Below are 12,096 nucleotides of genomic sequence, written 5' to 3' on the forward strand. Positions count from 1 at the left end.
GAACGGGCTTTTAGTTCGTTGCCGGCTTCAGTTCGTTCGATTGCGTCGGCGCTGCCGTGCCTTGTGCCATTTCCGTCGTCACGCATTCGTCCGCGAGGCGCTCGCCGCCGTTGGCGTCGGAGAACAGCATCGCCTTGCTCGGGATCACGACCAGCTTGAAGCCTGCTGCCGGATCGTAGAACGTGTCGGCACCCGTCGTCGTGGCCTGACGCGGCAGCTTGTAGTTCTTCTTCGCCCAGTGAACCGTGACGACCTGGTCGCGCTTCATGTCGCCGGCGAGGTCGAACGACAGGCCTTCCTTACAGGACCACTTGACCGCGCCGTCCGGTACCGGATCGACCTTGGCCGCTGCGCGTGCCTGCGCCTTCTTGCTGCGCGGGATGATGCGCTTGGCCGGCGCCGGGCGCTTGGCCGTCTTCTTCGCGGTCGTCGTGGCCGTACCCTGGGCAAACGCGCTCGGAGCCGACACCAGCATCGTGGCGGACAACGCGCCGATGGCGGTAGCGATCAGGAGTTTCTTCATGGAGTCAGAACCTTTCGATAATCAGTTGACAAGGGCCGGCAATCGAGCCTGCCGGCCGGTTTGAAACTGCACGCGCCCCGAAAGCGCGCAGCGGCCGCTATTTTCACCTATTTGGCCGCGTCCATATCAGGTTTTCAGGCTCCGTTACGTTTTTTGTCGTTTCGCAAACCTCTATCCGGTTCGCGCGTCGTCGAATGCATGAAACTCGTGTATCGGCCGGCGGCGCGCGCTTACGGCGCGCTGCCCGCGGTGTCCGGCCCGAACAGCGGCGCGGCCTCGGCTGGCACCGGCTGGCCGGTCGCCCGCGCGCGGCGCAGGACGGACCAGTAATAGCGGTAGCTCGCGCGGTCATGCAGTGTATCGCCGTGGCGCGTCGGGCCCCAGTCGGCGGCCTGCGCGGCCAGCAGGATCTCGGCGGCCAGTGCGACTTCATCGGTGCGCGGCGCGAATGCGTCGACGATCGGGCGGATCTGCGCGGGGTGGATGCTCCACATCCGCGTGAACGCGAACTCGTCGCGCGCACGGCGTGCGTCGCCGGCGACGACCGCCATGTCGCGCACCTCGGTCGTCACGTTGTGCGACGGCGTCTTGCCGTGCGCGTGGCAGGCCGCGGCGATTTCCAGCTTCGCGCGGCGCACGAGCGGGTGGTCGAACTGGCCGGGCGAGCGCATCGCCGCATCGGGAATCGCGCCGTGATGCGCGGACACGAAATCCATCAGCCCGAAGCTCAGCGTGCCGACCAGCGGCAGCGCGGCGAGGGCGGCCGCCTGTGCGAGCGCGCCGTGCGTCTCGACCAGCACGTCGACCGGGATCGGCTGCGCGAGGCCGAGCTCGCGGCGCGTGCCTTCGATGAACGCGACCATCTCGGCCGCGTCGGCGGCGCTCGCGATCTTCGGCAGCGTGACGTAGGCCGGTGCGCGCGCGGCGCGCAGCACGATGCGCACGTCGTCGCGCCAGTGGGGATGGGAAAAGTCGTGGATGCGGACGCCGACCCGCCCGAAGCGGTTTTCGGCGCTGCCGAGGAAGTCGGCGACGAGCTGCGCGTGCGCGGCTTCGTGGCCGACGGCCGCGCCGTCCTCGCAGTCGAGCGTGATGTCGAACACGGGGCCGAGTTCGGCCTGGAGCGCGAGCGACTTGCGCATCAGCTTTTCGCTGCCCGCGTAGTGATCGCAGCAGGGCAGGATCGCGGGCGGGGACGCCCCGTCGTACAGCACTTGTGCAGGAGTGAGCGCGGACATCTCTTCTACGTCAGGGAAGCGGGCAACGTGGAGAAAATCGGATTCGGGCGCGTTCTGGGCCGGCGCGCGACGGGCGCGGGGCGGCAAAACGTGCGCGGATCGGATCGGTCGGCCGGGCCGGCGGCATGCCGGCCCGGGCCGAAACCGGGCTGCGCGAGGGCCGCCCGGCAAGTGCGTGATGCTTAGTTCTTCAGCAGGTGGGCGACGCCGTCGCGCTCTTCGAGCAGCTCGGCCAGCGTGCCGTCCATCTTCTCGCGCGAGAACGCGTCGATTTCCAGGCCTTCGATGCGCTTGTACTCGCCGTTTTCGCACACGACCGGCACGCCGTAGATGATGTCTTCGGGGATGCCGTACGAGCCGTCCGACGGGATGCCCATCGTGACCCACTTGCCGTTCGTGCCGAGGACCCAGTCACGGACGTGGTCGATCGCCGCGTTGGCTGCCGACGCCGCCGACGACAGGCCGCGCGCTTCGATGATCGCCGCGCCGCGCTTGCCGACGGTCGGGATGAACGTGTCGCGGTTCCACACGTCGTCGTTGATCAGCTTCAGCAGCGACTCGCCTTCGACGGTCGCGAAGCGGAAGTCGGGGTACATCGTCGGCGAGTGGTTGCCCCACACGGCGAGCTTCTCGATCGATGCGACCGGCTTGCCCGACTTTGCCGCGAGTTGCGACAGCGCGCGGTTGTGGTCGAGGCGCAGCATGGCCGTGAAGTTCTTCTTCGGCAGGTCCGGTGCCGACTTCATCGCGATGTACGCGTTGGTGTTCGCCGGGTTGCCGACGACCAGCACCTTCACGTCGCGGCTTGCGACTTCGTTCAGCGCAGCGCCCTGGACCGTGAAGATCTCGGCGTTCGCCGACAGCAGGTCCTTGCGCTCCATGCCCTTCGAGCGCGGACGTGCGCCGACCAGCAGTGCGACGTCTGCATCCTTGAATGCGACCTTCGGATCGTCGGTGATCACGACGCCCGCGAGCAGCGGGAACGCGCAATCGTCGAGTTCCATCACGACGCCTTTGACGGCGGCTTGGGCTTGCGGGAGGTCGAGCAGTTGCAGGATGACCGGCTGGTCCTTGCCGAGCAGGTCGCCGTTCGCAATGCGGAACAGCAGGGAGTAAGCGATTTGACCTGCGGCGCCGGTGACGGCAACGCGCTTTGCGGGCTTAGCCATTGAAAATCTCCAGGACGGGTGAAGCGGTGGACGCTAGGCAAAACGCCATTCTATGCGCGTTACGCGTAGCGTTGCATTGAAGCAGGGCGGAGGACTCGCGAAAGGCAGACGCGGTGAACCTGGAGACGGCCGTGGCACGTAGCCGGGGACGCGTTTTGCACCCGCGAACCCTTGCTCGCCCCGGAGTGTAGGAGCCGGCGGGCCCAAAGTCAAACGGTATCATATGTCTTATATAAGACAGATGTTTTGCTGAATTTGAGTGGACGGAAAAGCGCGGTTTGTGATGAAATGCGCGCCATGACATCGAACCAGGCGAACAACGCGAATCCGACCGGCGCAGGCGGCCCAGGGCAGCCGGGCGCGGGCGATTCCGCGCCGGCGCCTGCCGCTTCGCCGTCGCCGACCTTCAGTCCTTTATACCAGCAGATCAAGTCATTGATCACGCAGAGTCTCGAATCCGGTGAATGGAAGCCGGGCGAGATCATCCCGAGCGAAGTGGAGCTCGCGGCCCGTTACAAGGTCAGCCAGGGCACCGTTCGCAAGGCGATCGACGAACTGGCCGCCGAAAACCTCGTGGTCCGGCGGCAGGGCAAGGGTACGTTTGTTGCGACGCACAACGAGGATCGCGCGCAGTTCCGCTTCCTGCGCCTGCTGGCCGACGACGGTGCCGAGCATCCGCACGTGAGCCGCCTGCTCGAATGCCGGCGCCTGCGCGCGCCGGCCGAGATCGCGCGGCAGCTCGACCTGAAGCCGGCCGATCCGGTCGTGCAGGTGCGCCGCCTGCTGGAGTTCGAGAACGAAGTGACGGTGCTCGACGAGATCTGGCTGCCGGGCGCGATGTTCCGCGGGCTCACGTTCGAGCGGCTCAGCGAGTACAAGGGGCCGCTCTACGCGATGTTCGAGACGGAGTTCGGCACGCGGATGATCCGCGCGACGGAAAAGATTCGCGCGGTGGCGGCAGAGCCGGCGGTGGCCGACCTGCTGCACGTGCCGGCGGGTTTTCCGTTGCTGTCGGTCGAGCGCGTGTCCTATACATACGGAGACCGGCCGGTGGAAGTGCGACGCGGCTGGTATGTCACAACCGGGTATTACTATCAGAATGACTTGAGCTGACGACGTATCGGCACAAGCAGCGTGCATGCGCGTTTCACGCGTTCGCATAGCACGTATCGGGCCGCCTTTATTCTCGTTCGCGTAACGATCCAGAGCAGACTTTCGCTGCAGCGCGATATAAAAAGGCGCTAAAATTGCGGATTAGTGTGACAACATAGTAGGGGTCTAGCATGACTGACGCAGTAAGAAAGCCGAGGCCGGAATACCGGAACATCGGAATCGGCGACATCACGTTGAAATATCGCATGCCGCTGGCGGCGATATTGTCGATTCTCCACCGAGTCAGCGGCGCGCTGCTGTTCCTGTTCCTGCCGTTCCTGCTGTTCCTCTTCGACCAGAGTCTCACCTCCGAGCTCAGCTTCGAAGTCTTCAAGGCTTTCCTCTCCAACATCGTCGTCAAGCTGATCGTCCTCGCGCTGTCCTGGGCGTTCCTCCACCATTTCTGCGCCGGCATTCGCCACCTGCTGATGGACGTCAACCACGACGCCGTCTCGAAGGAAGGCGGCAAGCGGACGGCCGTCGTCGTCTTTGTCGTCTCGATCGCGCTGACGATCGCCATGGCACTCAAACTGTTCGGAGCATTCTAAGAAAATGGCAGCCAACAACCGAATCGGCTCGAAGCGTCTCGTCGTCGGCGCTCACTACGGCCTGCGCGACTGGCTCGCGCAGCGCGTCACCGCCACGATCATGGCGGTCTACACGGTCATTCTGCTCGTCCTGTTCTTCGGCGCGCATGACTTCTCGTACGAAGGCTGGGCATCGATCTTCTCCGCGCAATGGATGAAGCTCGCAACCTTCGTGACGCTGCTTTCCCTCTTCTACCACGCATGGGTCGGCGTGCGCGACATCTGGATGGACTACGTGAAGCCCGTCGGTGTGCGCCTGCTGCTGCAATCGCTGACCATCGTCTGGCTGCTCGCATGTGCGGGCTACGCCGCGCAGATTCTCTGGAGAGTGTAAAGAATGGCTGCAATCAAAACTTCCCTGCCGCGCCGCAAGTTCGACGTGGTGATCGTCGGCGCGGGCGGCTCGGGCTTGCGCGCAGCGCTGCAACTGTCGCGTGCGGGCCTGTCGGTCGGCGTGCTGTCGAAGGTGTTCCCGACCCGTTCGCACACGGTGGCCGCACAGGGCGGCATCGGTGCATCGCTCGGCAACATGAGCGAAGACAACTGGCACTTCCACTTCTACGACACGATCAAGGGTTCCGACTGGCTCGGCGACCAGGACGCGATCGAGTTCATGTGCCGCGAAGCACCGAACGTCGTGTACGAACTGGAACACTTCGGCATGCCGTTCGACCGTAATGCGGACGGCACGATCTACCAGCGTCCGTTCGGCGGCCACACCGCGAACTACGGCGAGAAGCCGGTCCAGCGCGCTTGCGCGGCCGCCGACCGTACCGGTCACGCGCTGCTGCACACGCTGTACCAGCAGAACGTCGAAGCGAAGACGCAGTTCTTCGTCGAATGGATGGCGCTCGACCTGATCCGCGACGCGGAAGGCGACGTGCTCGGCGTGACGGCCCTCGAGATGGAGACGGGCGACGTCTACATCATGGAAGGCAAGACGACGCTGTTCGCGACGGGCGGTGCAGGCCGGATCTTCGCGGCATCGACCAACGCGTTCATCAACACCGGCGACGGCCTCGGCATGGCTGCGCGCTCGGGCATCGCGCTGCAGGACATGGAGTTCTGGCAGTTCCACCCGACCGGCGTGGCCGGCGCGGGCGTGCTGATCACCGAAGGCGTGCGCGGCGAAGGCGGTATCCTGCGCAACGCGAACGGCGAGCGCTTCATGGAACGCTACGCACCGACGCTGAAGGATCTGGCGCCGCGTGACTTCGTGTCGCGTTCGATGGACCAGGAAATCAAGGAAGGCCGCGGCGTGGGTCCGAACAAGGATCACGTGCTGCTCGACCTGTCGCACATCGGCGCCGAGACGATCATGAAGCGTCTGCCGTCGATCCGCGAAATCGCGCTGAAGTTCGCGAACGTCGACGCGATCAAGGAACCGATCCCGGTCGTCCCGACGATCCACTACCAGATGGGCGGCATCCCGACCAACATCCACGGTCAGGTCGTCGGCACGTCGCGCGGTCACAAGGATCCGGTCAACGGCTTCTACGCAGTGGGCGAATGCTCGTGCGTGTCCGTGCACGGCGCGAACCGCCTCGGCACGAACTCGCTGCTGGACCTCGTGGTGTTCGGCCGCGCAGCCGGCAACCACATCGTCGAGCACGTGAAGAACCAGAAGGAACACAAGCCGCTGCCGGCCGATGCAGGCGAATTCTCGCTGGCGCGCCTGGCGAAGCTCGAGAAGTCGAGCTCGGGCGAGTACACGCAGGACGTCGCGAACGACATCCGCTCGACGATGCAGAAGCACGCAGGCGTGTTCCGCACGTCGGCACTGCTGAAGGAAGGCGTCGACGAGATGGCCGGCCTGAAGGCCCGCGTGGAAAACATCCACCTGAAGGACAAGTCGAAGGTGTTCAACACCGCGCGCGTCGAAGCGCTCGAGCTGGAGAACCTGATCGAAGTGGCCCGCGCGACGATGGTGTCGGCGGAAGCGCGCAAGGAAAGCCGTGGCGCGCACGCCCACAGCGACTACGAACACCGCGACGACGACAACTGGCTGCGCCACACGCTGTGGTACAGCGAAGGCGATCGCCTCGACTACAAGCCGGTTCAAATGAAGCCGCTGACGGTCGACTCCGTGCCGCCGAAGCCGCGCACGTTCTAAGCCGAGTCAAAGGAATCCGAAATGGCAAAACGCATTTTTGAAGTCTACCGCTACGATCCGGACAAGGACGCGGCACCGCGCATGCAGACGTACGAGCTCGAGATCAAGCATGAACGCATGCTGCTCGACGCGCTGGTCAAGCTGAAGGCCGTGGACGAGACGCTGTCGTTCCGCCGTTCGTGCCGTGAAGGCGTGTGCGGTTCGGACGCGATGAACATCAACGGCAAGAACGGTCTCGCGTGCCTGACGAACCTGAACGATCTGCCGCAGAAGATCGTGCTGCGCCCGCTGCCGGGCCTGCCCGTCGTGCGCGACCTGATCGTCGACATGACGCACTTCTTCAACCAGTATCACTCGATCAAGCCGTACCTGATCAACGACGCGCCGCCGCCGGAGAAGGAACGCCTCCAGTCGCCGGAAGAGCGCGACGAGCTCGACGGCGTGTACGAGTGCATTCTGTGCGCGAGCTGCTCGACGTCGTGCCCGAGCTTCTGGTGGAACCCGGACAAGTTCGTCGGCCCGGCCGGCCTGCTGCAGGCTTACCGCTTCATCGCGGATAGCCGTGACACCGCCACCGGCGAGCGCCTCGACAACCTGGAAGACCCGTACCGTCTGTTCCGTTGCCATACGATCATGAACTGCGTCGACGTTTGCCCGAAGGGCCTGAACCCGACGAAGGCGATCGGCAAGATCAAGGAACTGATGGTTCGCCGCGCGGTTTAAAGTTCTGATGAGCGACGATTCGCATCAATCCGACCCGCACCGTCGCGCGCGCCTTCGCTGGCGCGCGCGGCGGGGTCTGCTGGAGAACGACATCGTATTCGAGCGTTTCTTCAGCAGATACGAGCATGACCTCACCGATGCAGACGTAGGCGCGTTGTCGCGCCTGCTCGATCTGAGCGACAACGACCTGATGGACTTGCTCCTCGCGCGCAAGGAACCAGAGGGCGACCTAGACAGCCCGGACATTCACCGGCTGTTGGAGATGCTGCGCAACGTGTAACGCGTTACGCCCGTTATCGAATCCCGTTTCTTTATTTCGATTGAGGATGTGCCATGACTCCGTCTGATGTTAAAGCCACGCTATCGTTCAGCGACAACTCGCCGAGCGTCGAAATGCCGATCTACAAGGGGACGATGGGCCCGGACGTGATCGACATCCGCAAGCTGTACGGCCAAACCGGCAAGTTCACTTACGACCCGGGCTTCATGTCGACGGCAGCTTGTAATTCGGCGATCACGTACATCGACGGCGACAAGGGCGAACTGCTGTACCGCGGCTACCCGATCGACAACCTCGCGCAGAACGCCGACTTCCTCGAGTCCTGCTACCTGCTGCTGAAGGGCGAGCTGCCGAATGCAGCGCAGAAGAAGGAATTCGTCGACACCGTCACGAAGCATACGATGGTGCACGAGCAGATGCACTTCTTCTTCCGCGGCTTCCGCCGCGACGCGCACCCGATGGCGGTGCTGGTGGCGGCCGTCGGCGCGCTGTCGGCGTTCTATCACGACTCGCTCGACATCAACGATCCGCGTCACCGCGAAGTGTCGGCGATCCGCATGATCGCGAAGCTGCCGACGCTCGTCGCGATGGCATACAAGTTCAGCATCGGCCAGCCGTTCGTTTATCCGAAGAACGAACTGTCGTACAGCGCGAACTTCATGCACATGATGTTCTCGAACCCGTGCGAAGAGTACAAGGTCAACGACGTGCTCGTCCGCGCACTCGACCGCATTCTGATCCTGCACGCCGACCACGAGCAGAACGCATCGACGTCGACGGTCCGCCTGGCCGGCTCGTCGGGCGCGAACCCGTTCGCGTGTATCGCTGCCGGTATCGCATGTCTGTGGGGCCCGGCGCACGGTGGTGCGAACGAAGCCGCGCTGAACATGCTCGAGCAGATCGGTTCGCCGGACAACATCCCCGAATTCATCAAGCAGGTGAAGGACAAGAATTCGGGCGTGAAGCTGATGGGCTTCGGTCACCGCGTGTACAAGAACTACGACCCGCGTGCGAAGCTGATGCGCGAAACGTGCTACGAAGTGCTGAACGAGCTGGGCCTGCACGACGACCCGCTGTTCAAGCTCGCGATGCAGCTCGAGAAGATCGCGCTGGAAGACGAATACTTCGTGTCGCGCAAGCTGTACCCGAACGTCGACTTCTACTCGGGTATCGTTCAGCGCGCGCTGGGCATCCCGACGTCGATGTTCACATGTATCTTCGCGATGGCACGTACGGTCGGCTGGATCGCACAGTGGAACGAAATGATTGCGGATCCGGAGCAGAAGATCGGCCGTCCGCGTCAGCTGTTCATCGGCGACACGCCGCGCGAAGCGAAGCCGCTCAACGCACGTTAAGTCGTGCGCGGCACGAGCGGCCGTCAGGCCGCTCGCGTCCGGCAATCGCAACGCCTCGACACCCCGGTGGGTTATCCCGCCGGGGTGTTTTCATTTGCGCGGCCCGGATTCGCACGATCCGATGCGGCGTTCCAGCGACGGCGGCCGCGTATCGAGCGGCGGCGCGTCGGCATCGGGTGCGCGGCCGTGTTGCGCGAAGAACTGCCGGTATGCGCCGGGCGTCATCCCGCGCGCGGCGAGGAATTGGCGGTTGAAGTTCGCGGCGTTCGGAATGCCGCAGCGCGCGGCCACCGTCGCAATCGGCCAGGCGGTGCCGACCAGGTGGCGGCACGCATGCGCGAGCCGCAGCCGCTGCACGTAGCGGCCGACGCTTTCGCCGAGGTGCCGCACGAACAGCCGCTGCAGCGTGCGTTCGGACATGTGCGCGACGGCAGCGAGCGCGTCGATGCGCAGCGGCTCGTGGAAGTGCCGGTCGATCGCGTCGAGCACGCGATCGAGGCGCTCGGCCTCAGGCGCGACCGAGTCGGCCGATGGCGGCGTTGCGTCGGGCCGATCGTAGGCCTGCGCGGTCGCAAGCGGCTCGCCGCCGGCTTCCGCGAGATCGGCGAGCGTGTCGAGTGCGGCCGCGAGGCGCACGCGCGGCGATGAGTCGAGCAACTGCGGCAGTCGCGCGCGCATCGCGCGGGCCGTGTCCGCATCGAAGTGCAGGCCCGGCGCCGCGCGCCGCAGCAGCGAGCGCAACGATGCATACTCGGGGCAGCAGTCGGCCACGCGTCGCGCCCAGTCGCCATCGAACCAGACGACGAGCGCCACTTCGGGCGCCTCGCGATCGATGCGTGCGTTCGACGACCACGTATGCGGCAGGTTGGGCGGCACGAGCACCAGATCGTCGTCCGCGTAGCGGGCGACATGATCGCCGATGAAGCGCTGGCCGCGGCTGTTCAGCGTCAGCGTCAGTTCGTACTCGGGATGGCAATGCCATTCGAACGGAATGCGCGCGAGCTGGCGGTGGTACACGCGGATCGAACAGCCGGAGGCGAACGTCACGTGCTCGTACTGCGGTTTCATCGCTTGGCCTCCCGGTCCAGCGCGGCACCGCGCCGTGGCATGATCGTGATCGATCGTCACGACGGAGCGATGCCATGTTTTCACATGTTTGCGTAGGCGTCAGCGATACCGCGCGCGCGTACGACTTCTATGCGCCGCTGTTCGCGGAACTCGGACTGCGTCTGAAGTTCAGCGAACCGGACGGCTGGTCGGGCTGGATGCCTGCCGATACTGACCGACCGCTGTTTTTCTTCGGACGGCCGCTCGACGGCCGCGCGCCGGAACCGGGCAATGGCCATACGATCGCATTCGCCGCGCTGACGCGCGCGCAGGTCGACCGCTGCCATGCGCTTGCACGGCGGCAGGGCGGCACCTGTGAAGGGCCGCCGGGCCTGCGGCCTCACTATCATCCCGACTACTACGGCGCGTATTTTCGCGACCCGGACGGCAACAAGCTGTGCGTGGTCTGCCATCGTCCCGAGTAGCGAGTGGTTGTCAGGATTGTATCGATTCTTGACCGGATAGTGTCGATGGTAGCCGGGCGTCGGCCGTACGCTGAGTGCTCGTCACGACACGATTCAACGAGGAGACAGCGATGCACCTGACGATTGACGATCTGCCGGCCGCGATTTGCACGGCGAAAAGGGCGCTGCGCGCCGATCTGCCCGGTTACACGGCCACGTTTCGCGAGCTGGAGGGCGATATCGCGCGGCAGGTCGACGCGATCCGCCGCGCGCACGCGCACGGCCATGACGTGATTCCGGTGCTGCGGTTCGCGGATATTGCGAACGGCACCGTCGATCCGCAGGCGATGGCCTCGATCCGCACGCACGGTGCGGCGGTGATCCGCGGCGTGTTCGACGCGCAGCAGGCGCGCGACTGGAACGACGAGATCGGCGCCTACCTGGATGCGAACCGCTTCGCCGAGCGGCTGCATGCGCGCGCCGAGGACCGCTACTTCGGCAACCTTGTGTCGGGCAAGCCGCAGATCTACGGCGTCTACTGGTCGAAGCCGCAGGTGGCCGCACGCCAGTCGCCGGCACTCACGCAGGCACGCGTGTTCCTGAACCGTCTGTGGCGCCATGCGGACGGCGCGCGCAGGCATTTCGATCCGGACCAGGTGCCAGCCTACGCGGACCGGATCCGCCGCCGGCCGCCGGGCTCGACGTCGCTCGGGTTGTCGCCGCATGTGGACGGCGGTTCGGTCGAGCGCTGGCTCGGCGCGAATTTCCGGCAGGTCTATCGTCACGTGCTGGCCGGTCGCTGGCGCGATTACGACCCGTTCGACGCCGCGTTCCGCCCCGACGTCGAGGAAATTCCGTCGCCGGCTGTATGCTCGATGTTCCGCACGTTCCAGGGCTGGACCGCGCTGACGCCGCAAGGGCCCGGCGACGGCACGCTGCAGCTGATCCCGGTCGCGAACGCGATGGCGTACGTCGTGCTGCGCGCGCTGCAGGACGATGTCGCCGACGACGACCTGTGTGGCGCGCGCCCGGGCCGTGCGCTGTCGATCCTGCCCGAATGGCATGCGCTGCTGCTCGACGCGCTGGTGCCGATTCCGCACATGGAGCCGGGCGACGCGGTGTTCTGGCACGGCGACGTCGTGCACGCGGTCGAGGATGTGCATCGCGGCAGCGGCGACAGCAATGTGATGTACATTGCGGCCGCGCCCGGTTGCGCGAAGAACGGCGCATACCTGCAGCGCCAGCGGCTCGCGTTCCTGCGCGGCGACAGCCCGCCCGATTTCCCGGCCGATCATTTCGAGGTCGAATTCGACGGACGTGGAGGCGAGGGCGATCTCACGGCGCCTGGCCGGGCGCAAATGGGGTTCGAGCCCGTCGCTGCATGACGGTTGCCGCGGCCGTGTCGGCCGCTCCGGCACCCCGGGAGCGGCCGTTTGCAGCGCTTG

General features: G+C 65.3%; 13 protein-coding genes. 9 read left to right on the top strand and 4 right to left on the bottom strand.

Annotation, left to right across the window (positions count from 1 at the left end):
• Positions 1 to 10 precede the first annotated feature (10 nt).
• From AC1Z3W_RS05625 to AC1Z3W_RS05635, 3 genes are all read right to left on the bottom strand, one after another.
• Entirely contained in the window at positions 11 to 523 is a 513-nt protein-coding gene (locus AC1Z3W_RS05625) for a hypothetical protein (RefSeq protein ID WP_057923952.1), read from the bottom strand.
• 230 nt (positions 524 to 753) lie between these two features.
• Positions 754 to 1,761: an HpcH/HpaI aldolase/citrate lyase family protein gene (locus AC1Z3W_RS05630; protein ID WP_057923951.1), complete on the bottom strand. Its 1,008-nt coding sequence runs from the start codon at positions 1,759 to 1,761 to the stop codon at positions 754 to 756.
• Positions 1,762 to 1,943: 182 nt separating this feature from the next.
• Positions 1,944 to 2,930 (bottom strand): malate dehydrogenase, encoded by a 987-nt coding sequence (locus AC1Z3W_RS05635; RefSeq protein WP_014899969.1) that lies wholly within the window; start codon positions 2,928 to 2,930, stop codon positions 1,944 to 1,946.
• Between the two features lie 288 nt (positions 2,931 to 3,218).
• Here AC1Z3W_RS05635 and AC1Z3W_RS05640 point away from each other — a divergent pair, with 288 nt between their 5' ends.
• From AC1Z3W_RS05640 to gltA, 7 genes are all read left to right on the top strand, one after another.
• Positions 3,219 to 4,043 carry a GntR family transcriptional regulator gene (locus AC1Z3W_RS05640; protein ID WP_082664540.1) on the top strand — a complete coding sequence of 275 codons (825 nt, stop codon included), beginning with the start codon at positions 3,219 to 3,221 and terminating at the stop codon, positions 4,041 to 4,043.
• 170 nt (positions 4,044 to 4,213) lie between these two features.
• A complete protein-coding gene (gene sdhC / locus AC1Z3W_RS05645; RefSeq protein WP_012365678.1) occupies positions 4,214 to 4,630 on the top strand; it encodes a succinate dehydrogenase, cytochrome b556 subunit in 417 nt (138 codons plus the stop codon).
• Between the two features lie 4 nt (positions 4,631 to 4,634).
• Positions 4,635 to 5,003 carry a succinate dehydrogenase, hydrophobic membrane anchor protein gene (gene sdhD / locus AC1Z3W_RS05650; RefSeq protein ID WP_006399546.1) on the top strand — a complete coding sequence of 123 codons (369 nt, stop codon included), beginning with the start codon at positions 4,635 to 4,637 and terminating at the stop codon, positions 5,001 to 5,003.
• A 3-nt stretch (positions 5,004 to 5,006) separates the two neighbouring features.
• Positions 5,007 to 6,782 (top strand): succinate dehydrogenase flavoprotein subunit, encoded by a 1,776-nt coding sequence (gene sdhA, locus AC1Z3W_RS05655; protein WP_057923950.1) that lies wholly within the window; start codon positions 5,007 to 5,009, stop codon positions 6,780 to 6,782.
• Between the two features lie 21 nt (positions 6,783 to 6,803).
• The gene (locus AC1Z3W_RS05660; protein WP_038570896.1) at positions 6,804 to 7,505 is read left to right on the top strand and encodes a succinate dehydrogenase iron-sulfur subunit; all 702 of its coding nucleotides are present in this window, start codon (positions 6,804 to 6,806) and stop codon (positions 7,503 to 7,505) included.
• Between the two features lie 7 nt (positions 7,506 to 7,512).
• Positions 7,513 to 7,785: an FAD assembly factor SdhE gene (locus AC1Z3W_RS05665; protein ID WP_057923949.1), complete on the top strand. Its 273-nt coding sequence runs from the start codon at positions 7,513 to 7,515 to the stop codon at positions 7,783 to 7,785.
• Between the two features lie 53 nt (positions 7,786 to 7,838).
• Positions 7,839 to 9,140, top strand: coding sequence for a citrate synthase (gene gltA, locus AC1Z3W_RS05670; RefSeq protein WP_050011289.1), 1,302 nt, complete (start codon positions 7,839 to 7,841; stop codon positions 9,138 to 9,140).
• Between the two features lie 90 nt (positions 9,141 to 9,230).
• Here the strand turns inward: gltA and AC1Z3W_RS05675 are convergent, their stop codons facing one another.
• A complete protein-coding gene (locus AC1Z3W_RS05675; protein WP_483507186.1) occupies positions 9,231 to 10,208 on the bottom strand; it encodes a helix-turn-helix domain-containing protein in 978 nt (325 codons plus the stop codon).
• Positions 10,209 to 10,282: 74 nt separating this feature from the next.
• Between AC1Z3W_RS05675 and AC1Z3W_RS05680 the strand changes: the two genes are divergently transcribed.
• Both AC1Z3W_RS05680 and AC1Z3W_RS05685 read left to right on the top strand, forming a co-directional pair.
• Positions 10,283 to 10,672, top strand: a complete 390-nt coding sequence (locus AC1Z3W_RS05680) for a VOC family protein (RefSeq protein WP_057923948.1) — start codon at positions 10,283 to 10,285, stop codon at positions 10,670 to 10,672.
• Positions 10,673 to 10,782: 110 nt separating this feature from the next.
• Positions 10,783 to 12,036: a DUF1479 domain-containing protein gene (locus tag AC1Z3W_RS05685; RefSeq protein WP_483507187.1), complete on the top strand. Its 1,254-nt coding sequence runs from the start codon at positions 10,783 to 10,785 to the stop codon at positions 12,034 to 12,036.
• Positions 12,037 to 12,096 lie beyond the last annotated feature (60 nt).

Source organism: Burkholderia sp. 10_S31, assembly GCF_056930375.1.

Coding starts and splice junctions, on each gene's coding strand:
- AC1Z3W_RS05680 (WP_057923948.1), top strand. CDS start 10,283: ATGTTTTCACATGTTTGCGTAGGCGTCAGCGATACCGCGCGCGCGTAC.
- AC1Z3W_RS05685 (WP_483507187.1), top strand. CDS start 10,783: ATGCACCTGACGATTGACGATCTGCCGGCCGCGATTTGCACGGCGAAA.
- AC1Z3W_RS05635 (WP_014899969.1), bottom strand. CDS start 2,930: ATGGCTAAGCCCGCAAAGCGCGTTGCCGTCACCGGCGCCGCAGGTCAA.
- AC1Z3W_RS05640 (WP_082664540.1), top strand. CDS start 3,219: ATGCGCGCCATGACATCGAACCAGGCGAACAACGCGAATCCGACCGGC.
- AC1Z3W_RS05630 (WP_057923951.1), bottom strand. CDS start 1,761: ATGTCCGCGCTCACTCCTGCACAAGTGCTGTACGACGGGGCGTCCCCG.
- AC1Z3W_RS05625 (WP_057923952.1), bottom strand. CDS start 523: ATGAAGAAACTCCTGATCGCTACCGCCATCGGCGCGTTGTCCGCCACG.
- sdhA (WP_057923950.1), top strand. CDS start 5,007: ATGGCTGCAATCAAAACTTCCCTGCCGCGCCGCAAGTTCGACGTGGTG.
- gltA (WP_050011289.1), top strand. CDS start 7,839: ATGACTCCGTCTGATGTTAAAGCCACGCTATCGTTCAGCGACAACTCG.
- AC1Z3W_RS05665 (WP_057923949.1), top strand. CDS start 7,513: ATGAGCGACGATTCGCATCAATCCGACCCGCACCGTCGCGCGCGCCTT.
- AC1Z3W_RS05660 (WP_038570896.1), top strand. CDS start 6,804: ATGGCAAAACGCATTTTTGAAGTCTACCGCTACGATCCGGACAAGGAC.
- sdhD (WP_006399546.1), top strand. CDS start 4,635: ATGGCAGCCAACAACCGAATCGGCTCGAAGCGTCTCGTCGTCGGCGCT.
- AC1Z3W_RS05675 (WP_483507186.1), bottom strand. CDS start 10,208: ATGAAACCGCAGTACGAGCACGTGACGTTCGCCTCCGGCTGTTCGATC.
- sdhC (WP_012365678.1), top strand. CDS start 4,214: ATGACTGACGCAGTAAGAAAGCCGAGGCCGGAATACCGGAACATCGGA.